24 protein-coding genes are annotated in these 20454 nt (G+C 76.3%); 13 read left to right on the forward strand and 11 right to left on the reverse strand.

The window, feature by feature from the left end; genetic code table 11:
• Positions 1-76: 76 nt before the first annotated feature.
• Together FHN55_RS07900 and FHN55_RS07905 are read right to left on the reverse strand one after the other, a co-directional pair.
• Positions 77-310, reverse strand: coding sequence for a hypothetical protein (locus FHN55_RS07900; RefSeq protein WP_218974450.1), 234 nt, complete (start codon positions 308-310; stop codon positions 77-79).
• A 190-nt stretch (positions 311-500) separates the two neighbouring features.
• Positions 501-953 (reverse strand): VOC family protein, encoded by a 453-nt coding sequence (locus FHN55_RS07905; RefSeq protein ID WP_139711774.1) that lies wholly within the window; start codon positions 951-953, stop codon positions 501-503.
• Between the two features lie 101 nt (positions 954-1054).
• On the opposite strand from FHN55_RS07905, the gene FHN55_RS07910 reads away from it, so the two are divergent.
• Together FHN55_RS07910 and FHN55_RS07915 are read left to right on the forward strand one after the other, a co-directional pair.
• Positions 1055-2074: a YafY family protein gene (locus tag FHN55_RS07910; protein WP_139711775.1), complete on the forward strand. Its 1020-nt coding sequence runs from the start codon at positions 1055-1057 to the stop codon at positions 2072-2074.
• Positions 2075-2353: 279 nt separating this feature from the next.
• The gene (locus FHN55_RS07915) at positions 2354-3118 is read left to right on the forward strand and encodes a VanZ family protein (protein WP_139711776.1); all 765 of its coding nucleotides are present in this window, start codon (positions 2354-2356) and stop codon (positions 3116-3118) included.
• Between the two features lie 358 nt (positions 3119-3476).
• Here the strand turns inward: FHN55_RS07915 and FHN55_RS07920 are convergent, their stop codons facing one another.
• Positions 3477-4346 (reverse strand): RNA methyltransferase, encoded by an 870-nt coding sequence (locus tag FHN55_RS07920; protein ID WP_139711777.1) that lies wholly within the window; start codon positions 4344-4346, stop codon positions 3477-3479.
• Between the two features lie 176 nt (positions 4347-4522).
• Positions 4523-4978 carry a hypothetical protein gene (locus FHN55_RS07925; protein WP_139711778.1) on the reverse strand — a complete coding sequence of 152 codons (456 nt, stop codon included), beginning with the start codon at positions 4976-4978 and terminating at the stop codon, positions 4523-4525.
• 113 nt (positions 4979-5091) lie between these two features.
• Between FHN55_RS07925 and FHN55_RS07930 the strand changes: the two genes are divergently transcribed.
• Both FHN55_RS07930 and FHN55_RS07935 read left to right on the forward strand, forming a co-directional pair.
• Positions 5092-5880 carry an MOSC domain-containing protein gene (locus tag FHN55_RS07930; RefSeq protein ID WP_180357703.1) on the forward strand — a complete coding sequence of 263 codons (789 nt, stop codon included), beginning with the start codon at positions 5092-5094 and terminating at the stop codon, positions 5878-5880.
• Complete coding sequence (locus tag FHN55_RS07935; protein WP_139711780.1) at positions 5864-6826, forward strand: PDR/VanB family oxidoreductase; 963 nt, start codon at positions 5864-5866, stop codon at positions 6824-6826. The genes FHN55_RS07930 and FHN55_RS07935 overlap by 17 nt, the downstream gene beginning before the upstream one ends.
• Here the strand turns inward: FHN55_RS07935 and FHN55_RS07940 are convergent.
• Complete coding sequence (locus FHN55_RS07940; protein WP_139711781.1) at positions 6789-7130, reverse strand: chorismate mutase; 342 nt, start codon at positions 7128-7130, stop codon at positions 6789-6791. The genes FHN55_RS07935 and FHN55_RS07940 overlap by 38 nt on opposite strands.
• Before the next feature lie 181 nt (positions 7131-7311).
• On the opposite strand from FHN55_RS07940, the gene FHN55_RS07945 reads away from it, so the two are divergent.
• Together FHN55_RS07945 and FHN55_RS07950 are read left to right on the forward strand one after the other, a co-directional pair.
• Positions 7312-8574 (forward strand): MFS transporter, encoded by a 1263-nt coding sequence (locus FHN55_RS07945; RefSeq protein WP_218974451.1) that lies wholly within the window; start codon positions 7312-7314, stop codon positions 8572-8574.
• A 156-nt stretch (positions 8575-8730) separates the two neighbouring features.
• Positions 8731-9633, forward strand: a complete 903-nt coding sequence (locus tag FHN55_RS07950; protein WP_139711782.1) for a transglutaminase domain-containing protein — start codon at positions 8731-8733, stop codon at positions 9631-9633.
• 65 nt (positions 9634-9698) lie between these two features.
• Here the strand turns inward: FHN55_RS07950 and FHN55_RS07955 are convergent, their stop codons facing one another.
• From FHN55_RS07955 to FHN55_RS07975, 5 genes are all read right to left on the reverse strand, one after another.
• Positions 9699-10073, reverse strand: coding sequence for a hypothetical protein (locus FHN55_RS07955; RefSeq protein ID WP_180357704.1), 375 nt, complete (start codon positions 10071-10073; stop codon positions 9699-9701).
• A gap of 109 nt (positions 10074-10182) precedes the next feature.
• Complete coding sequence (locus tag FHN55_RS07960) at positions 10183-10617, reverse strand: SRPBCC family protein (RefSeq protein ID WP_139711783.1); 435 nt, start codon at positions 10615-10617, stop codon at positions 10183-10185.
• A gap of 7 nt (positions 10618-10624) precedes the next feature.
• Complete coding sequence (locus FHN55_RS07965; protein ID WP_139711784.1) at positions 10625-11185, reverse strand: YbaK/EbsC family protein; 561 nt, start codon at positions 11183-11185, stop codon at positions 10625-10627.
• A 23-nt stretch (positions 11186-11208) separates the two neighbouring features.
• On the reverse strand, positions 11209-11742 hold the full coding sequence (locus FHN55_RS07970) for a YbhB/YbcL family Raf kinase inhibitor-like protein (protein ID WP_139711785.1): 534 nt from the start codon (positions 11740-11742) through the stop codon (positions 11209-11211).
• A gap of 65 nt (positions 11743-11807) precedes the next feature.
• The gene (locus FHN55_RS07975) at positions 11808-12014 is read right to left on the reverse strand and encodes a hypothetical protein (protein ID WP_139711786.1); all 207 of its coding nucleotides are present in this window, start codon (positions 12012-12014) and stop codon (positions 11808-11810) included.
• Positions 12015-12092: 78 nt separating this feature from the next.
• On the opposite strand from FHN55_RS07975, the gene FHN55_RS07980 reads away from it, so the two are divergent.
• From FHN55_RS07980 to FHN55_RS07995, 4 genes are all read left to right on the forward strand, one after another.
• On the forward strand, positions 12093-12827 hold the full coding sequence (locus FHN55_RS07980) for a DedA family protein (protein WP_257570794.1): 735 nt from the start codon (positions 12093-12095) through the stop codon (positions 12825-12827).
• Between the two features lie 67 nt (positions 12828-12894).
• Entirely contained in the window at positions 12895-13674 is a 780-nt protein-coding gene (locus tag FHN55_RS07985; RefSeq protein WP_180357705.1) for a diguanylate cyclase domain-containing protein, read from the forward strand.
• A gap of 72 nt (positions 13675-13746) precedes the next feature.
• Positions 13747-15531, forward strand: coding sequence for a DEAD/DEAH box helicase (locus FHN55_RS07990; protein WP_257570795.1), 1785 nt, complete (start codon positions 13747-13749; stop codon positions 15529-15531).
• Between the two features lie 83 nt (positions 15532-15614).
• A complete protein-coding gene (locus tag FHN55_RS07995) occupies positions 15615-17102 on the forward strand; it encodes a uracil-xanthine permease family protein (RefSeq protein ID WP_139711789.1) in 1488 nt (495 codons plus the stop codon).
• Here FHN55_RS07995 and FHN55_RS08000 read toward each other — a convergent pair.
• Positions 17092-17865: a metal-dependent hydrolase gene (locus FHN55_RS08000; protein ID WP_139711790.1), complete on the reverse strand. Its 774-nt coding sequence runs from the start codon at positions 17863-17865 to the stop codon at positions 17092-17094. The genes FHN55_RS07995 and FHN55_RS08000 overlap by 11 nt on opposite strands.
• Positions 17866-18150: 285 nt before the next feature.
• On the opposite strand from FHN55_RS08000, the gene FHN55_RS08005 reads away from it, so the two are divergent.
• From FHN55_RS08005 to FHN55_RS08015, 3 genes are all read left to right on the forward strand, one after another.
• On the forward strand, positions 18151-19344 hold the full coding sequence (locus FHN55_RS08005) for a sensor histidine kinase (protein ID WP_139711791.1): 1194 nt from the start codon (positions 18151-18153) through the stop codon (positions 19342-19344).
• Positions 19341-20030: a response regulator transcription factor gene (locus FHN55_RS08010; RefSeq protein ID WP_139711792.1), complete on the forward strand. Its 690-nt coding sequence runs from the start codon at positions 19341-19343 to the stop codon at positions 20028-20030. The genes FHN55_RS08005 and FHN55_RS08010 overlap by 4 nt, the downstream gene beginning before the upstream one ends.
• Positions 20031-20110: 80 nt before the next feature.
• Positions 20111-20395, forward strand: coding sequence for an SHOCT domain-containing protein (locus tag FHN55_RS08015; protein WP_218974452.1), 285 nt, complete (start codon positions 20111-20113; stop codon positions 20393-20395).
• Positions 20396-20454: the final 59 nt, after the last annotated feature.

Genomic DNA, 20454 nt, shown 5'->3' on the forward strand with positions numbered 1-20454 from the left:
GTGGGCGCGCTGGGCCCGCTGGGCTCGTGACGAAGAGGTCACCGGCGGCACCGCGGTGCCGCCGGTGACCTGCCCTTCAGAGACCGAGCTTGCCCTTGAGGCCTCCGAGCCCGCCGGCGGCCCCACCGCCGCCACCTCCGCCGGAGACCATCCCGGCCAGGTCAGCGGGGTCGACGCCGAACTTGCTCAGCAGCCCGGCGTCCTTCTCGGTGTCGACCTGGTCGGGCAGCTCCCGGCCGGCCTGGTCGGCCTGCTGGCCGCCGATCTTGGACATGATGAACTGGATGACGAGGTCCTTGGGGATCTGCACGGTCACTCCTGGGTCGTCGGGCCGGTTGCCCTCGTCCTGTACCCGGCAGTCGGCCGCTGACGCCACCACTGCCCCGAGAGTCTTGGTGTGGTCGCCGCTGACTGCACTCGGCGGACGCATCCTGAGCCAGCCGGCGACCAGAGCTCTCGCCCCGTCGCGAGCCGGGCCGGCTCGCGACGCAGCCGACCGGTCACGCGGCGACGCTGATGCTCCAGGTGACCTCGAACCGGTCAGTCAGCATCCCGAACCCCGCGCTCCACGCCGAGGCCGCCAGCGGCTCGACCACCACCGCGTCCACGGCCAGGGTCTCCCAGTACCCCTGCAGCTCCACCAGGCTGTCCGCGCTGAGGGAGACGAACAGCGCCTGGTCGGTGATCGTGGTGCCGTTCTCGCGGCGGGTGCTGCCACCGCCGGCGATGGACCCGCCCTGCTCTCCGGGGATGTCGTAGCCCATGACCCGGAAGCCGTTGTCCGCCGCCACCAGGCCGAAGACGACCTGGTCCGAGCCGGGCACCTCCGCCGGCATCCCGAAGTCGGCGTAGGTGTTGACGATCAGGTGTCCGCCGAAGACGGAGGCGTAGAAGCCCAGCGCCTCACGGGCGTCGCCGCAGAAGTTCAGGTGGGTGGTCGTCTGGATGCTCATCGCTTCTCCCTCACGAGGTCCGGGTCCGTCTGACCCGCTGCAACGACTCTGCTGCCTGAGTAGGTCGGTTCTTGTCCTAGAACTCGCCTAGCGTTGCGGTCATGACGACGACCACCCGGCTGCTGGAGCTGCTGTCCCTGCTGCAGACCCGACGGGACTGGCCAGGTCCTCTGCTGGCCTCCCGGCTCGGCACGACGGACCGCACGGTGCGCAGGGACGTGGAGCGGCTGCGGGAGATGGGCTACCGCATCACCGCGACGATGGGCCCCGACGGCGGGTACCGCCTGGACGCGGGCAGTGAGCTGCCGCCGCTGCTGTTCGACGAGGACCAGACGGTCGCGGTGGCCGTCGCGCTGCAGACCGCCCCGGCGCTCGGGCCCGGGATGGCGGAGGCCGCGGTGCGGGCCCTGGGGACGATCCGGCAGGTCATGCCCCCTCGGCTGCGCCAGCGCCTGGACGGTCTGCGGGTGAGTGCGGTGGGGCGCCCCGGCGAGGCCGCGTCGGTGCACGTCTCAGGCGAGGTGCTCGTCACCCTCGCGGACGCGATCCGCGCGCGGGAGGTGCTGCGCTTCGACTACCTCACCCGTGACGGCGTCCACCAGTCCGACGACCGTGCCCTGCCACTGCCCCGGCGCGCCGAGCCGGTGCACCTGGTGGCCTCCCAGGCGCGGTGGTACCTGCTGGGCTGGGACCTGGACCGCGAGGACTGGCGCCTGTACAGCGTTGACCGCGTGCGACCGCGAACGCCGAACGGGCCGCGCTTCACGCCGCGGTCGGTGCCGAGCGGCGACGTCGAGGGGTTCGTCGCGGCGCGGGTCAAGGGCTCGGACGTCGACGAGTGGCCTTGCCGCGGCGCGGTGGTCCTGGACCTGCCAGCGCGGGAGGTCCTGCCCTTCGCCGGTGACGGGACGGTCACCGCTGTCGGGGAGGGCAGGTGCGTCCTGGAGGTCGGTTCGTGGTCGTGGGGAGCGCTGGCCGAGTCGTTCGGGAGGTTCGAGGTGCCGATGGAGGTCCTCGGCCCGCCCGAGCTGCTCGCCGCCTTCGCGGTCGTCGCTGATCGCTACCGAGAGGCGAGCCGAGGCGCTGCCACGGGCCGTCCCGGTGAGAGCGCTCCACCGTGAGCGCTCGGTGGACCACCGTGCACCGGACGCCGTGAGGCCTTCGGGTCGCTCCACCTGCCGACGGCGCTGTCCGTCGCAGTTCGACCGGCCTGCCGGGCACCACCGGCAGATCGCGCCGTGCAGACGGACCGACGTGTGAGGCTGGGTGTCGTGCTCGACCTGCGCTCCTCCAGAGCACGCCGCGCCGCACCACTGGCCCTCGCGGTGTACCTGGTGGTCCTCGCAGGAGTCGCTTTCCTCCCCCCGCCAGGCGCACCTCGCCCCGGGACCGTGGGCGTCGTGCCGATCGACCTGGCGCTGGGGCGCCCGGACCTGCTCGGCGGGTGGGAGGCGCAGCGCAACGTGCTGATGACCGTGCCGCTCGGTGTGCTGCTGCCTCTGGTGGTGCGGTGGCGCTACGAGTGGATGCTGCTGGCGTGCGTGGCCACCACGCTGGCCGTCGAGACCGGCCAGCTGCTGGGGTCCTTGGCGGTGGGGTGGGCCTGGCGGGCCTTCGACGTGAACGACCTGTTGAACAACACCGTCGGGGCGCTGCTCGGCCTGGGGCTGACCGCAGCGGCGCTCGCCTGGCGAGACCGCGCCCGCGCTGATGAGGCTCTGGAGCAGGAGCGCGGCACCGGACGCAGCGGGGCGGGACTGGCCCCGCTGCCCGCGCGGCGACTGGTGGCCGGAGGGCTGGCCGCTGCGCTGGTGGTCGTTGCTGTGATCTCCACCCTCACCGCCGAGAGGCCGATCCCGGTGGTCGACCCGTGTGCCCGACCGCCCGCTGGTGCTGCGACGGAGCTGCCGGAGGGGCTCCGTGCCTACGCCGGCGTGGACGGGTCGTTGTGCGTGACGGGTCCGGACGGCTCCACCAGTTCTGTTGCTGCCGATGCGCCCTCGGGCGTCGTCAGCGAGCTGCAGCGGGAGGACGGCAGTGGGTGGCAGGTCGGCGTCACAGCACCTGGTGGAGGCTCGCAGACCGCCCCCGAAGACGAGGCGCCTGGAGCACCGCGGCAGGTGCAGGGGTCGCACCTGCAGGTGTGGTGGCGACCACTGCCCTAGCCGCGCAGCCGGGGTCGAGTCCGATCGGTGACCGTGCTCTGCTCAGCGTCTCGCTGACGACCCTCGACCGGACGGAGCCGAGGCTCCCCGGCCCGTCGCCGTCACACCGAGCACCCGCTCCTCCGTCGACCTGTTCGTCGGTCCGCCTCACTCGGCCTCGCGCTGCGACGATCGTCACCGCTCTTCCGGCGGCTCACGCCGCGATCTGCGGTGCGGCAGCACCTCGTCCGAACCGATCGGTCGCACGGGATGGCTGGCGAGTGTGGCGACGGCTGGTCGCCATCGCTCAGGTCACCCCCGCTGGAGCCGGTGCGGCAGGTCCTGCTCGCCCTGCGGCCACCGGAGGGCGCCGGGGGGCTCAGCGGGCCCGAGCTCCTGGAGCGGACCCGGCGCTGCCGAGCTGTGCAGGTCGGGCAGTGGTGGCGTCCTCCCCGACGGCCCAGAAGGCGACGGCACTGGCCGCGGCGACGTTGAGGGAGTCGACGCCGCCGTGCATGGGGATCCGCACGACGGTGTCGGCGGCGGCGACGCTGGCCGGGGTCAGGCCCGCGCCTTCGGTGCCGAGCAGGAGCGCGAGCTTCTCCGGACGGGTGGCGGCGAAGTCCTGCAGGGGGACCGAGTCGTCGGTCAGGGCGAGGGCCGCGACGTGGAAACCGGCCTGCTGGAGCTGGGTGATGCCTGCCGGCCAGGGCTCGATGCGCGTCCAGGGCACCTGGAAGACGGTGCCCATGCTGACCCTGACGCTGCGGCGGTAGAGGGGGTCGGCGCACCGTGGCGTCACGAGCACCGCGTCCACACCGAGACCGGCCGCTGACCTGAACACGGCACCGGTGTTGGTGTGGTCGACCACGTCCTCCAGGACCACGACGGTGCGCGCGCCGCGCAGCAGGTCCGCCACGGGCACCATCGCCGGCCGGTGCATGGAGGCGATGGCGCCGCGGTGCACGTGGAAGCCGGTGATGGCCTCCAGGACGGGCTCCTCGGCCACGAACACCTCAGCGCCGGCGTCCTCGCAGGCGGAGAGGACGTCGGTGAGGTCGGGCAGCCAGCGCGGCGCCGTGAGCAGGGAGCGCGGGCGGTGCCCGGCGCGCAGGGCGCGACGGATGACCTGGCTCGACTCGGCGATGAAGAGGCCCTCGGCGGGTTCGCGCACGCGGCGCAGGGCGACGTCGGTCAGGCCCGTGTAGTCGGTCAGGCGCGGGTCGTCGGGGCTGTCGAGGTGGATCACGGCTGCTCCGCTGGTGTCGTCCTGGTGCCCGGTCGCCCGAGCCCGCCCGCGGCGCGGGGGGCCTGGAGACGCTACCCAGGACCCGCGCCGCCCGCCGCTCCCGTCCCGAGGGCGCGACCACCTCGGGCCGCTCGCGGGCGCTCCGGGCGGTGGGGCGCACCGCCCTCTGGCGGTGCTCAGCCGAGCCCGAGCGCGGTGGTCGGTGGGCACCCGAGCCCGGTGAGCCCGATGTACCCGTCCACCGTCGCCGGGTCCGTCGCCCGGGCCGTGGCGATCACGGTGTCGTCGGGGGCCGGCAGCGAGGCGGGGTCGGCGGTGGCGTCCTCCCCGCCGAAGGACGCCGTCCCCGCCGGCCGGCCGTCCACGAACACGGCCGTCGGGGCGCTCGGCACCAGCAGGGCCACGAGCGCGCCGTAGGACGTGCTGGCGCTCGCCACCTCCCGCCCGCCCTGGCGCAGGCTGATGACCGCCGGCGAGCCGGTGGGGTGCTCGGCCGTCGGCCCGGCGCACACCACCAGCCGGTCCACGACCGCGCCCGGCCCGCCGCAGCCCGCCAGGCCCGTCGTGGCAGCGAGGGCCACGAGCACGACGACGGCGGGGACGGGTGCGAGACGGGCTGCTGCGCGGGACACGGCTGATCACAGCACGCCGGTGACCTCCGGGGCGAGAGGCGCTCCAGGCGACGCCGACGCCCCGGGGCGTGCTCGGGGCGTCCGTGATCACGAGGAGGGGAGAGGATGGCCGGGTGAGCGGACGCGTCGACGGGTTGTTCGTGTACCCGGTCAAGGGGCTCAGCCCGCAGCCGCTGAGCAGCGTGCAGCTGGAGCCGCGGCGCGCGTTCCCCGCCGACAGGCTGTACGCGCTCGCCCGCCCCGACGGCGCCTACGAGCCCGGCCTGGGGCGCGGCATCTCCAAGCGCAACTACTACGTGCTCGTCGACGAGGCCCGGCTCGCGGGCCTGGAGACCCACCTGGACGCCGAGGCGGGAGTGCTCACGGCGGCGGTGCGGGGCCACCGCGTGCTCAGCGCGGACCTCACCACCGACACCGGGCGAGCGGAGGCGGGCGCGTTCTTCGCGCGCGTGCTGGACCTGCCCGACGGCACCGCGCCCGTGGTGGCCCGCGAGGAGGGCCGGCGCTTCACCGACATGGCGCCCGCCTCCGACCGCGCCATGGAGTTCGTCTCCCTCATCAACCTCGCCTCCGTGGCCGACCTCGCCCGCCGCGCCGGCGCCGAGGTCGACCCGCTGCGCTTCCGCGGCAACGTCCACCTCTCCGGGCTGTCGCCGTGGGAGGAGCTGTCGCTCGTGGGCCGCGAGTTCACGCTGGGCGGTGTGCGGCTGCGCGGCACCTGCGTGACCGACAGGTGCGCCGCCACCGAGGTGCGGCCCGGCACGGGCGCGCGCGACCTGCCCGTGCCGCGGCTGCTCGCCACCCACTACGGCCACACCTTCATGGGCGTGTACGCCGAGGTGCTCGACGGCGGGCTCCTGCAGGTCGGCGACGAGCTCGAGGTCGGTGAGATCGCTGCCTGACCAGCGCGTCCCCCTGCGCCTGCGGGTGGCGGCCCGGGAGGAGCTGACGCCCGTCGTCGTCCTGCTCACCCTGGTGGCGCCGGACGGCGCGGCCCTGCCGGGCTACGAGGCCGGCGCGCACGTCACGGTCACCGCGCCGAACGGGCGCCGGCGCAGCTACAGCGTCGCCGAGGCCGGCGGCCCGGCGCCGGCGCGGTACCAGGTCGGCGTGCTGCGCGAGCCCGGTGGCCGTGGCGGGTCGGTGAGCCTGCACGACGACGTGCGCGTCGGCGACGTGCTCGACGTGCTCCCGCCGCGGAACGCCTTCCCGCTGCTTCCCGCGCGGCGCTACGTGCTCATCGCCGGCGGGATCGGCATCACGCCGGTCCGGGCGATGGCGGCCGAGCTGCGCGCCCGGGGGGACGCCGACGTCGAGGTGCTCCACCTGACGCGCACCGCCGAGCTGGCGCCCTGGCGCGAGGAGCTGCTCGCCCAGGGGGCCGTGGTCCACCACAGCGCCGAGCGCGGCCGGCTGGACCTGTGGCCGTGGCTGGCCGAACCGGACGACGACGCGCGCGTCTACTGCTGCGGACCGGCCTCGCTGCTGGAGGAGGTCCGGGCGCTGACGGCGCACTGGCGGCCGAGCCGCGTCCACACCGAGGACTTCGCGGGCGTCTCCGCCGACGAGGTCGGCGCCTCGCCCTTCACCGCCGTGTGGGAGCCGACCGGCGCCCGCGTGGACGTGCCCGCCGGGGTGTCGCTGCTGACGGCGCTGCGGCGGGCCGGGCTGCCCGTCGACGGCGACTGCGAGGCCGGCACGTGCGGCACGTGCCGGCTGCGGCTCGTGGCCGGACAGGCGCACCACCGCGACGTGGTGCTCGACGACGACGAGCGGGCGGTCGCGGTGATGCCCTGCGTCTCGCGCGCGCTCAGCGAGGAGCTGGTGCTCGCCCCGCCGCCGCGCTGAGGGCGGCCGCCTCGGCGCCGCTGAGGTGCTCGTGGTGGCGGATGACCTCCTCGATGACGAGGGTGAGGAACTTCTCGGCGAAGTCGGCGTCCAGCCCCGACTCGGTGGCGAGCGCCCGCAGCCTGGCGATCTGCCGCTTCTCCCGCTCGGGGTCGGCGGCCGGCAGGTCGAGGCGGGCCTTGAGCTCACCGACCGCCTGGGTGCAGCGGAACCTCTCGGCGAGGGTGTGCACGAGCGCCGCGTCCAGGTTGTCGATGCTGCGGCGCAGCGTCGCGAGCTCGGGCGGGACGGGGGAGCTGGTCATCGGGCTGCCTCGCGCGGGGGAGTCGGTGCGGGGGTGCAGCTGCGCATCCTGCCGCACGCCCCGGTGCCCGCGTCGCCGCGACCGGGCGCCCCGGGCCCCTTCCCGTCGGTTCCGTGCGGGTCTCGTGCAGGCGCCGGCGACCTGCCGGTGACGGGGGTCGATCATCCGTAGCGTCGTCCGGGTGAGCGACGAGGACGCCCCCGCCAGCGCCGCACGCCGCGCGGTGCGCAGCCGCCGGGCGCTGCTGGTGGCGCTCGGGGTCGACAACCTCGGCTCGGGCCTCGTGCTGCCGCTGGTGGTCCTCTACGTCACCACGGTCGTCGGGGTGCCGCTCGGCACGGCCGGCCTGCTCCTCACGACGGGCACGGTGGCGGGACTGCTCGCGCCGCCGCTGGCCGGAGGCCTGGTCGACCGCGTCGGGCCGAAGGCCGTCGTCGTCGTGAGCCAGGCGCTGCAGGCCGCGGGCGTGGTGGTGTACCTGCTCGCCGACGGCGCGGCGTCCGTGCTGGTGGCCGCCGCGCTCGTGGCAGCGGGGACGCAGACCTTCTACTCCTCCGTCTTCGCGCTCATCGCCGACGTCGCCCCCGCCGGGCCCAAGGACCGCACCTTCGCGGCGGTCGAGGTGGTGCGGTCGACGGCGTTCGGCGCCGGAGCGCTGGTCGCGGCGGTGCTGGTCTCGGTGGTGGACCCGGCGGTGCTGAGGGCCGCCCTGGCCGTGGACGCCGCGTCGTTCGCCGTCTGCGCGGTGCTGCTGGTGGTGCTCGTGCACCCGGCCCGCCGCACCGCCCCCTCGCCCGTCGCCGCAGACCCGGGGCGGGGGTCCCGCGCCGTGCTCCGCGACCGGCCCTACCTGGCGCTCATCGCCGTCACCGCGCTGCTCGCGCTGCCGTCGGACTTCCTGCTCGTGGGCGTGGCCGTGTACCTGCGCGAGCTGGCGCCCGGCTCGGAGTGGGCCGCCGGGGCGGGCATCACCGCGCTCACCGCCACGTCGCTGCTGACGCTGACCGTGGTCCGGCTGACCTCGCACTGGCGGCGCACCACCTCCATGGCGCTCGGCGGGTGCTGCCTCGCGGCCTGGGCCGCGGCGTCGGCCGTGGCGATCTGGCTGCCGACCAGCTGGGTGGGCCCCTGGGTGCTCGCCTCGCTCGTGCTGCTGGCCGGCGGCAGCCTGCTGTTCGGCTCGCGCGTCAACGCGCTCGCGGAGGCCGCCGCGCCCGCCGCCTCCCGCGGACGGCACCTCGCAGCGTTCCAGTGCGCCTTCACCGCGGCGGCCCTCGCGGCGCCGCTGCTGGTCTCGGCGATGGCCGTCGGCCTGTGGCTGCCGTGGCTGCTGGTGGGCGCCGCCGCACTGGCCGGAGCGGCGGCGGTGCCGCTGGTGGGCCGCCGGTTGCCCCAGCACGCGGTAGGCCCGGGAGGATCCGTGCCGCCCGCGGCGCAGGAGTAGACCGCTGCTGGTGACCGGGTCCTCCTGCGTGGCACGCGCGGCGCCCCTGCACGACCTGCCGGCCGTGGGCGTTGGCGTCGTGCTCGTGCGGTCCACCGTGGCCGGTGGTGGCCGTCGGGCGTTGACGTGAGGCGCCCTCTCCGCAGAGGCTGGAACGTGCTGCCACCCGAGCGCTTCGCCGTCCACAGCGCGTACAGCGACCCCGGTGCCTTCGCGCACCGGTTGCGGGAGCTCCCCGACGGCGTCGCCGCCGTGTGCGCGGCGGCGCGCGGCACCATCGCGCACTACCGCGCCGAGCTCGCGGACCTGCCTGTCGAGCGGCGGCACGAGGTCGACCTGCGCTGGCTGGCGCGCATCCTCGCGCTCGACGCCGAGCGCCACTCCCAGCCGCTGACCCACGCCCGCCCGCTGGAGCAGCGCGTCGCGGGCTGCTGCCGCGACCACACCCTCTTCGTCGTCGGCGCTCTGCGCGAGAGGGGCGTGCCCGCGCGCTCGCGCGTCGGGTTCGCCGGGTACTTCTCGCCCGGGTACCACCACGACCACGTGGTGGTGGAGCACCACGACGGCGAGCGGTGGGTCCGCACGGACCCCGAGCTGGACGGCGGCCACTGGCCCTTCGACCCACGGGACGTGCCGACCGGTGCCGGGGCGCCCTTCGCCAGCGCGGCGGAGGTCTGGCGGGGGCACCGCGCCGGCGAGCTCGACGCGTCGGCGTACGGCGTCTTCCCCGGGTCCCCGTTCGGCGGGCCGGAGTTCGTCCGCGGCTACGTGGTGTTCGAGGTGGCGCACCGGTTCGGTGACGAGCTGCTGCTGTGGGACGCCTGGGGCGCGACCGAGGACGACGCGGACCCCGCCGAGGCCGACGCGCTGGCCGACGAGGTGGCCGACCTCCTCGTCCGCAGCGACGACGGCGACGGCGGCGCGGAGTCCGAGCTGCTGGCGCGCTACACCGAGGACGACCGGCTCCACCCCGGGGCGTCGGTGGTCCAGCACTCCCCGTTCGGGGCTGACGACGTCGTGGTGGACCTCACCCCGCCGGGGCGCGCTCCCGCGGGGTGACGGGCCCGTCGCGCTGGTGCGGGGGCGAGCTCGCCCCCGTGCCGCCGGGGCGAGGCCGGCGGGCCTCAGCTGTCGCGACCGCCGCGCGGCCCGGAGGGGTCAGCGGCCAGACCGTGGCGGGCTGCGGGCGCGGCCTCGCCGGCCGTCGTGGGGTCGACCGGCGAGCCGGCGTCCGCGGGCGGCGCTGCCTCCGGTGCGGGGGCCGCCGGGTCGCCGCCGGTCGGCGCGGCTCCCGCGGCCAGCTGCTGCGCGCGGGACCGCAGCACCTGCAGCACCGCGGTCCGCTTGCCGTGGGCCTGCTCGAAGCGCAGCAGCTGGTCGAGCTGCTCGGCGTCGAGCGTGCGGACGCGGCCCTGCAGGGAGCCGACGGGCAGGTGGTCGAAGTCGGGGATCGCCAGGTCCTCGCGGGACGGGGACCCGCCGGCGGTGGGCGTGCTCATGTGCGGGCCCTACCCGGTGCCGAGATCGGTAGACGGACGGCCGGGCAGACGGCCGGGCAGACGGGTGGGCGGGCGGCCGCGGCGCGCGCGGCTCCCGCGACCGTCGCGGTCAGGGGCGGGCGACGAGGCGGCGCAGGGCCAGGGCGGCCAGCGGCGCGTAGGCCACCACCACGGGCGCCCACCCCTCCAGGACGAGCGTCGTGGTGGAGCCGCCGTCGACGCGGCCGCTCAGCGAGACGCCGTGCTCCAGGCGGAGCCGGCCGAGCCGCCGCAGCGCGCCCGGCAGCGGCAGGCCCAGCGCGTGCGTCGGCTGGACGCGCCAGGTCCATCGGCGGGCGCGGTCGTCGACGTCCTCAGCGGTGAAGGAGAGCCTGAGCCCGCCGTGGCCGCGCACGACGCCCGCCGTCCCCGTCCGCAGCCGCGGGGTGCTCGGGGAGACGGATGCGATCTGGGGCGACCACGTCGGCCACAGCGACGGGTCGGCGTACCGCTCCCACACCAGCGGCGGGGGAGCGGCACCCGTGACCGCGAGCTCGCGCCTCACAGCACCCTCAGGACGACGAGGGCGGCAGCGGCACGCCGAGGCCCTCGACCACCTCGACGCCGGGCAGCCGGCCCAGCAGCGCCCCGGGCAGGGCGAGCTTGGAGCGGCGCACGCCGGAGCCGATGACGGCCACGTCCACCTCGAGCACCGCGGCGTCCACCAGCACCTGCCACGCGGGCGGCAGCCCCACCGGCGTGATGCCGCCGAACTCCATGCCGGACCCGGCGACGGCGCGGTCGTGGTCGAGGAAGGACGCCTTGCGCGCGTCGAGGCGCCTGCGGACCAGGCCGTTGACGTCGGCGCGGGTGGTGGCGAGCACCACGCACGCGGCGACCCGCTCGACCTCGCCGCGCCGGCCGGCCACCACGACGCAGTTGGCCATGATCGAGGCCGGGGCGCCGGTGGCCTCCACGAGGGCGGCGGTGTCGGCGAGGTCGGGGTCGATCTCGGCGACCAGCACCTGCTGCGCCGCCTCGCCCCACGCCTGCAGCGCCGCCGCCACGGGCGGTGCGAGCAGGTCGGTGCGGCCCGGGGCGGACTCCCACGGGAGCCCGCCCGGCCCGGTCACCGGCTGCCCCGGCGGCACAGCGCTCAGCCCTGCACCTGGTAGGTCGGCGTCAGCGTGGCGCGCGCGATGGTGTGGAACAGCGCGGTGAACGCGACCACGGTGGGCGTGGCGGAGGCGTCCAGGCCGAGGTCGTCGGTGTCGAGGGCGTGCACCGCGAAGACGTACCGGTGGGGCCGGTCGCCGGGCGGGGGAGCGGCGCCCGTGAAGGCCGCGCCGCCCACGTCGTTCTTCACGGCCGTGCCGCCGCCCAGCTGCACCGAGCCCTCGTCACCGGCGCCGGTCGGCAGCTCGGTCACGGACGCGGGGACGCCGAACACGGTCCAGTGCCAGAAGCCCGCCGGGGTGGGGGCGTCGGGGTCGAAGCAGCTCACCACGAAGGACTTCGTCTCGGCCGGGAAACCGCTCCAGCGCAGCTGCGGGGAGGTGCTGCCGCCCTCGGCGGAGTGGCGGTCGGCCATGGGCTCGCCGTCGGTGACGTCGGTGCTGGTGAGGGTGAAGGCGGGCACCTGCGGCAGCTGGCCGTAGGGCTCCGGTGCGAGCGGGCGGTCGAGGTCCATCGTTCTCCTCCGGGCTGTTCCAGGGTGGGGGTCGGTGGGCGCCAGGGGCGGTCAGCGCTGACGCGTCAGCGCGGGTGGTCCTGGGACGGAGAGCCGATCTGCGGCTCCTGCAGAGGGCCGTGGTGGCCCTCGGCGCCGTCCACGAGGTCGTCCGCGGCGTGCCCGGGCAGTGCCGCCGAGGCGTCCACCGAGGGGTCCTCCTCGGAGGCGTCGAGCTGGCTGGCCACGCCCAGGGGGTCCTCGGCGGCGCGCTGGTCGGGGTCGCTGGTCACGGGCGCCACTGTGCCGCGCGGGTGCGGGAGTCGCACTCCAGCGCGTCGGTGGCTCCTTCCTCACCTAGCGTGTACCCGGTGATCCCCCTGCTCGCCTCCGCATCGGCTGACAGCACCTCCGCTGCCAACGGGCTGACCGGGCTGTCGGGGTGGGTGGCCGACGTCATGGACGCCCTCGGCTGGCCCGGCGTGTTCCTGCTGACGCTGCTGGAGACGGTGTTCCCGCCCATCCCCAGCGAGGTGGTGCTGCCGCTGGGCGGCTTCCTCGCCTACGACGGGCGGATGAACCTCGCGGCGGTGTTCGTCGCGGCCACCGCCGGCGGCGTGCTCGGAGCCTTCCTGCTGTACGAGCTCGCCCGGCGGATCGGGCAGCGCCGCGCCATCGCGCTGCTGGCGAAGATGCCCCTGGTGGACGAGGACGACGCGGACGCCGCCAACCGCTGGTTCCGCCGCCACGGCCGCTCGGCCGTCTTCTTCGGCCGACTCATCCCCGGGGTCCGCAGCCTCATCTCGCTCCCCGCCGGGGCCGCGGAGATGCCGCTGGGGCAGTTCCTCCTCTACACCACCGCCGGCACGGCCCTGTGGAACGCGCTGCTCATCGGCGGCGGGTACGCGCTGGGCTCCCAGTGGGACAGCGTCTCGGGCTACGCGGACGTGTTCGACAAGGTGGTCATCGGTGCCGTCGTGCTGGCGGTGGCGCTGCTCGTGGTGCGCCAGGTCCGCAAGCGCCGCGCGCAGCGGCGCGCCGAGCGGGAGGCGGAGCTGGCCGCCCGCGCCAGCAGGGGGACGGGCACCGGCGCAGGCACCCGGTGAGGTGAACCGCGGCGACGGCCGGCACCCCAGGGGTGGAGGAGCTCCGCGGGCCTGCCGATGGGCGGGAGTGACCTGCCACCGCGACGGCGCCCGCCACTGCGCCTGCACCCCTGAGCTCGTCGACCACGCACCGCGCCTGGAGCTGCACAGCCCCGACGCCCGCGCGCACGCCGCGCTGCGCCTGCTCGCCGCGCCCCTCGCCGTCGACGTGGCCCGCACCGCCCCGCACGCCTCGGTGGTCCGGGGTGACGTGGCTGCGCTGCTGCGCGCCGCCGCCGGTGCCCTGCCCGCCGCGTCCCTGGAGGAGCCCGCCGCACCGGCCGGGGTGGCCGAGGGCTCGACGACGACGGCGCCCGCGAGCACCGAGGAGCGCCCGGAGCCGACCGCGTCCCTGCCGCACCGGGCCGAGCTGCTCGGCTCGCTCGAGCGCGCGCTGGAGCACCAGCGCCCCGGGACGACCACCGCGCTGCTGTTCTGCAGCGTGGGCGACGGTGACCTCGGCGGCGCGGTGCTGGGCGTGGTGGCCTCGCGCGTGCGCGGCCACCTGCGCCGCAGCGACGTGCTCGCCCACTGCGGAGGGGGCCGCTTCGTGGCCGTGCTCCCCGACCTGCCGCTGCCGTCCGGCGAGGACGCCGTCACGCGCGTGGTCGCCTCGGTCCGCGACGCCCTGCGCGAGCCTGCAGCCACCGCCGACGGGCTGTTCCCGCTGCGCGCCGTGGTGGGCGCGCTGGTGCACCCCGGTGGCGACGAGCCCGACGACGCCGAGGCCGGCGGGCCGCTGACGGCCGCCGAGATGCTCGGCGTGGTGGAGCGGGCCATGGAGCGCGGCACGCTGTCCACCCCCTGAGCGCGGCCCCCCGGACGGCGAGGGGAGGGCGCCCGTCACGCGCGGGTGTCGATCTGCGAGACGATGGGGCCCGTGAGCTCCGCCCCTGACCAGTCCGCCACTCCCGAGCCGTCGCCCTCGTCGTCGTCCTCCTCCACCTCGACGAGGTTCGCCGACCTCGGGCTCGGCCCGGAGCTGCTCGCGGCGCTCAACGACCTCGGCTACGAGGAGCCGACGCCGGTGCAGGCCGAGGCGGTGCCGCACCTGCTGGCCGGGCGAGACCTGCTCGGCCAGGCGGCCACGGGCACGGGCAAGACGGCGGCCTTCGCGCTGCCGCTGCTGCAGCGCCTGGCTGACGCCAGCCGCTCCGGCGAGCCGACCGGCAGGGGCCCGTCGGCGCTGGTGCTGGCCCCGACGCGCGAGCTGGCGCTGCAGGTGGCCAGCGCCACCGAGTCCTACGGCGCGGGCCTGGGCGTGCGCGTGCTGGCCGTCTACGGCGGCGCGCCCATCGGCGGGCAGCTGCGCGAGCTCCAGCGCGGGGTCGACGTGGTGGTCGGCACCCCCGGCCGCGTGCTCGACCACCTCTCCCGCGGCAGCCTGGACCTGTCCGGCGTGCGCACCGTGGTGCTCGACGAGGCCGACGAGATGCTCGACGCCGGCTTCCAGGAGGAGATCGAGGGCATCCTCGAGCAGGCACCGCGCGAGCGGCAGACGGTGCTGTTCAGCGCCACCATGGCCGGGCGCATCGAGCGCATCGCCCGCACCCACCAGACCGACCCGGTGCGCGTGGTGCTGCAGCGCGAGGTGCCCGAGGGCGGTGCGCCGCTGGTGGAGCAGCGCGCCCACGTGGTGCAGCGGGCGTGGAAGCTGCCGGCGCTGCGCCGCGTGCTCGACGTGGAGGCGCCGGCCGCCGCGATCATCTTCTGCCGCAGCCGCGGCGAGGTCGACGAGCTGACCGAGGCCCTCAACGGGCGCGGCATGCGCGCCGAGGCGCTGCACGGCGGCATGAGCCAGGACCAGCGCGACCGCGTCATGGGCCGGCTGCGCGCCGGGGTGGCGCAGCTGCTCGTGGCCACCGACGTCGCCGCGCGCGGCCTCGACGTGGAGCAGCTGACCCACGTCATCAACTACGACGTGCCGGCCTCCTCCGAGGCGTACGTGCACCGCATCGGCCGCGTGGGCCGCGGCGGGCGCTCCGGGGTGGCCATCACCATCGCCGAGCCGCGCGAGGCCCGGTACATCGCCGGGCTGGAGCGCGCCTCGCGCGGGTCCATCGCCGTGCTCCCGGTGCCGACGGCGCAGACGCTGCGGGAGCGCCGCGCGGAGCGGACCGCCGCCGCCCTGGAGGCCGCCGACGTCGACGGCGCCGCGCGCGAGCTGGCGGCGAAGCTGACGCAGGAGCGCGAGCCGGCCGAGGTGCTGGCCGCCGCCCTGGTGCTGCTGGCGCAGGCCCGCGGCGAGCGCGGCGACGAGCCGGACGTGCCCGACGCCTCCTCCGGCCGCCCGCTGCGCTCCGGTCCGCGGGCCGGGGCCGAGCGGGGCGCGCGCCCGGTCGGCGGTGCCCGCGGCGAGGGTCGTCGCGCGCCGCACGGCCGTCCCGCCGGACCGGTCGGCGGCGGCCGCAAGCCCCGCCTGGGCGGGGAGGTCTCCCGCGTGTGGGTGGGCCTGGGTCGCCAGGCCGGGGTGCGCCCGCAGGACCTGGTCGGCGCGGTGACCGGTGAGACCCGCCTGGACGGCGGCGAGGTCGGGGCCATCGAGGTGCACGAGCGCTACAGCCTCGTCGAGGTGCCCTCCGGCGCCGTCGACGACGTGGTGACCGGCCTGCAGAGCGGTCTCATCCGCGGTCGCAAGGTGCGCGTGCGCCCCGAGCGCTTCTGACCCGGGCGCCGACGACCCGTCATATATCGCCGCGGCAACACGGGCGAAACCCGCGCCCGGCGGCGAGCCGTCACCCTGCGGTGATGACCACGGCCGCGCCCGCGACCCGGCGCCCCCACGACCCGCGCGACCCGAACTCCATGCCGCCGGCCTCGGTGGCGCTGCCGCTGGCCGCGCAGCACGTGCTGGCCATGTTCGCCTCCAACCTGACCCCGGCGATCCTCATCGCCGGGGTCATCGGGGCCACCACGGGCCAGTCCGCGGCCCTGGTGCAGGCGGCGCTGCTGTGCGCCGGGCTGGCGACGCTGCTGCAGACCCTCGGGATCGGCCCGGTCGGCAGCCGGCTCCCGCTGATGATGGGGACGGGCTTCGCGTTCATCGCCGTCGCCGTGCCCCTCGCCGAGACGCAGGGCGCCGCCGCGGTCTTCGGCGGGGTGCTGGTGACGGCCCTCGTGCAGGTGGCGATCGGCCTGGGCATCCACAAGGTGGCGTTCCTGTTCCCGCCCGTCGTCACCGGGACGATCATCCTGGTGGTCGGGCTGGGGCTGCTCCCGTCGGGCATCAACCTCGCCGCGGGCGGGGTCGGCCGGGACGGCTTCGGCTCGTGGACCAACTTCGGGGTGGCCGCCGTCGTCCTGCTGCTGACGGTGGTGCTCAACCAGTACGGCCGCGGGCTGCTCAAGACCGCGTCGGTGCTGTTCGCCATCGTGGCGGGCTACGCGCTGGCAGCGGCGCTGGGCATGGTCAGCCTCACGGGCGTGGGGGACCGGCCCGTGGTGGCCGCGCCGACGCCGTTCCCGTTCGGCATCGAGTTCACGGCCGTCGCGGCGCTGTCCATGGCGGTGCTCGGCGTGGTCAACATGGTCGACTCCGTCGGCACCGTCAACGCCGTCACCGAGGGCGGTGCCGGGCGCACGGCCACCCGCCGCGAGCTGCGCGGCGGCATCCTCGCCGAGGGCGGCAGCGCAGCGCTGGGCGGTGTCTTCGGGGCGCTGCCGACGACGATGTTCAGCCAGAACATCGGGCTCGTGGCCCTGACGCAGCAGATGAGCCGCTGGGTCGTGGCGATCGCCGGTGGCGCGCTCGTCGTGCTGGCGATGCTGCCGCAGGTCGCCGGTGTGCTCGCGTCGGTGCCGCCGCCCGTGCTCGGCGGCGGGGTCCTCGTGCTGTTCGGGATGGTCTGCGCCATCGGCATCCAGATGCTCACCAAGGACGGCCTCGACGCCCGGTCGCTGCTGATCGTCGCGCTGTCGGTGGGCCTGGGGCGGGGCATCGCGGCGGCGCCGGACGCCGTCGCCGGCATCACCGGCCAGTGGAGCGCGCTGTTCGACAGCGGCATCGTGGTCGCCGCGTTCCTCGCGGTGGTGCTCAACCTCGTGCTGCCGGGGCGGGCCGGGGCGCTGGGCGCGCCCGGCTCGCCGGCGGAGGTCGACGTGCGCGACCTGCCCTCCCACGCCGGCCCCGCCGTCGACGAGGCCCAGGCCGAGCGGTGGCGCCGCGAGATCGAGCAAGTGGACCTCACGGTGCTCGAGGCGGAGGTCGAGCGCCGCCGCAGCTCGGCTACGGGCTGACGTTGGCGCTGGTGAGCACCGGCTGGATCACCGGCGCCACGTAGCCCTGCAGCGGCGAGAAGACGACGACGAGCACGACGGCGGCGATGCCGAACATCGTGGCCAGCACGTGCTCCGGCTTCGCGCCGGTCTTGAACAGGCTGGCGGACAGGCGCGCGGAGTGCCCGCCCACCCACGTCAGCGGCACGGGCACGCCGCCCACGGTGAGCCAGTCGCCGAGGATGTGGACGACCACGCCGCCGGCCACCGCGTACGGGAGCCACTCCAGCGCGTGGCTGGCCGTGCCGGTGACCCACCAGGCACCGACCACGGAGATGACCAGGTTGCCGATCACGGTCTGCTCGACCCTGCCGGGGATCACCACGTGCAGCGCCTGCAGCGCCAGCCCGATGCCGAGGGCGATCACGGCCATCGACGCCCAGGGGTTCTGAGCGGCCAGCACCGTCAGCAGCCCGAAGATGGCGGGGGCCAGCAGCAGGTCGTGCGTGCCTTGGCGGTGACCGCCGGCGATCTTGCCGACCACGCTGGCGAGCGTGGTGGTGATCGGGCCCCACATGCGGGCCACGGTGGAGCCGGTGGCGCTGGGCATGACGCCGCGCCAGTGGATGCCGCCCTGGTCGAGGTCGGGCAGCATCGCGAAGCCGCCCCACGCCGCCACCCAGGCGACCTGCTCGACGGGACCGGTGACGCCGGCCTGGCCGGCCCACGGGAGCGTCGCCGCACCAGCGGCCAGCCCTGACATCGCGTGCGAGTGACCCAGCACCCGTCTCGCCTCCCCGCTCCGCGCACCGGGTGACCGGACGGCACCCGGCGTTACACGCTAGTCACGGACGGTGGTGGCAGGGAGGTCGGCGCGCCGCGCGGCCGGCGCCGGGACGCCCCGCCCTGCCGGAACCCTGCCGCCAGGTGTCGGAACCCGGGCCCGGTTCCGACACCTCGCGGCAGGGTTCCGACGCCTGGGGGCAGCCGCGGGTACGCGGGGCGGCGTACGGGCGGCTGCGCGCCCAGGACGACGACGGCGGGCGCCGGCGCTGGCTAGCGTCGAGCGGTGACCCCCGCGACCCCGCCGCCAGACCGGGTGGAGGACCGCGACGCGCAGCGCCGCGCCCGTCTGCGGCTGGTGGCGCCGGCGTTCGCGACGGCGGTCGTGCAGGTGGTCGGCAGCCGGGCGATGTCCGTCGCGCTCCAGGTGGACGTCAGCCCCTTCCCGCCCCACCTGCCGCTGCTGCTCGCCGGCCCCGCCGCGCTGCTCGTGCGCCGCCGGCACCCGCACGTCGCCCAGGTGGTCGCGGGCCTGGCCCTGCTGGTGTGGGCGGCGCTGCTCGGCGTCACCGGGCCGGTCTGGCTGGCCGTGGCGGTGGCGGCGGTGAGCGCCGTCGCGGGGTCGCCTTCTGGGCGCGGGGGTCTGCGCCGGCGGGTCACCGCCTACGCGGTCTTCGCGGCCACCTGGGCGCTGGCCTGGCTCGTCGCGCCCGCGGCCTGGTCGGTGGTCGCCGGGTCGCTGGCGTGGCTGCTCGTCGTCGTCGCGGTGGGCGAGGGCGTGCGCGCCCGGCGCGCAGCGGCCGCCGACCGCCGCCGCCAGGCCGAGCAGGAGGCGCTGGCCCGGGAGCAGGAGCGGCGCCGCCGCGCCAGCGACGAGCGGCTCGCGGTCGCGCGGGAGCTGCACGACGTCATCGGCCACAGCCTGTCCATGATCACCGTGCAGTCCGGCGTGGCCCTGGAGCTCATGGACGCCCGCCCCGAGGTCGCCCGCGAGGCGCTGACCGCCATCCGCGCGGCCAGCCGCGACGCGCTCGTGGAGGTGCACGGCGTGCTCGCCTCGCTGCGCGGCGAGGACGACGACCAGCGCCAGCCCCGCGCCCCGGCGCCCACCGTCGCCGACCTCGACGCCCTGCTCGCCCGCCCCCGCGCCGCGGGACTGCAGGTCAGCGCGTCGGTCGAGGGCGACCTCGGCGACCTTCCCGTCGCGGTGGACCTGGCCGCTGCGCGCATCGTGCAGGAGGCGCTGACCAACGTCGCCCGGCACGCCGGGGGCTCCCCGGCGCGGGTGCTGCTGCGCCGCGCCGAGGGCCGGCTGGTGGTCGTCGTGGACGACGACGGTCCAGCGGTCGCGCACCCGTCCCCGACCGGGGGCAGCGGTCTGCCCGGGATGCGCGAGCGCGCCCGCGCGCTGGGCGGCGGCCTCGACGCCGGGCCGCGCCCCGGGGGAGGGTGGCGCGTGGAGGGGGTGCTGCGGCTGTGACCGAACCGGTCAGGGTGCTCGTCGCCGACGACCAGCAGCTGGTCCGCGCCGGCTTCGCCGCGCTGCTGGAGGCCCAGGACGGCATCGAGGTGGTGGGCCAGGCCGACGACGGCGAGCAGGCGCTCGCGCTGGCCCGGCAGCTGCGCCCCGACGTCGTCCTCATGGACGTCCGCATGCCGCACCTGGACGGCATCGAGGCCACCCGGCGCATCACGGCGGACGCGGAGCTGCACGGGGTGCGCGTCGTCGTCCTGACCACCTTCGAGCTGGACGAGTACGTCTTCGACGCGCTGCGGGCCGGCGCCACGGGGTTCCTCGTCAAGCACACCGAGCCGGCGGAGCTGGTCCGGGCCGTGCGGGTGGCCGCCGCCGGCGACGCGCTGCTCAGCCCGGGGGCCACGCGGCGGCTGGTGGCGGAGTTCGCCGCCCGCTCGGCGGCACCGCCCGCCGGTGCCGGACCGCGCGCCGCGGTGCTCGACGTGCTCACCGCCCGGGAGCGGGAGGTGATGGCGCTGGTGGCGGAGGGGCTGTCGAACGACGAGGTCGCCGAGCGGCTCGTGCTGAGCCCGGCCACCGCCCGCACCCACGTCGGGAGGGTGCTGGCCAAGCTCGACGCCCGCGACCGGACGCAGCTGGTGGTGCTCGCCTACGAGACCGGGCTGGTCAGGCCCGGCTGGCAGGGCTGAGGCGTACGCACGCCGGCGCACCCGAGGTGACGCACGCGGGCTGACGCGGCCGGTGGGGTCGCCGGCGCACCGTGGACGGCATGGACGCACTCCTCAGCCACCCGTTCACCACCTCGATCACCACCTCGCTCACGACAGGAGCGCCCGGCGCCGGCTACGGCCCGTGGCACGGCGGCGGCCCCGGTCCGTGGCTCCTCGTGCCGCTGCTGTTCTGGGTGCTGGTCATCGGCGCCGTCGTCTTCACCGTCCGTCGCCACCGCTCGCGCAGCGCCGAGCACGTGCTGCGCGAGGCCTTCGCCCGCGGCGAGGTCGACGAGGAGGGCTACCGCGCCCGCCTCGCCGTGCTGAGGAGCACCCGGAAGTAGCCGCGGCGACCGTGGACGCTGGGTCCCGGTGTGGACCTCCCACACCGGGACCCAGCGTC

This window comes from Streptomyces sp. NP160 (assembly GCF_006335115.1).
Classification (GTDB): Bacteria; Actinomycetota; Actinomycetes; order Actinomycetales; family Quadrisphaeraceae; genus Quadrisphaera.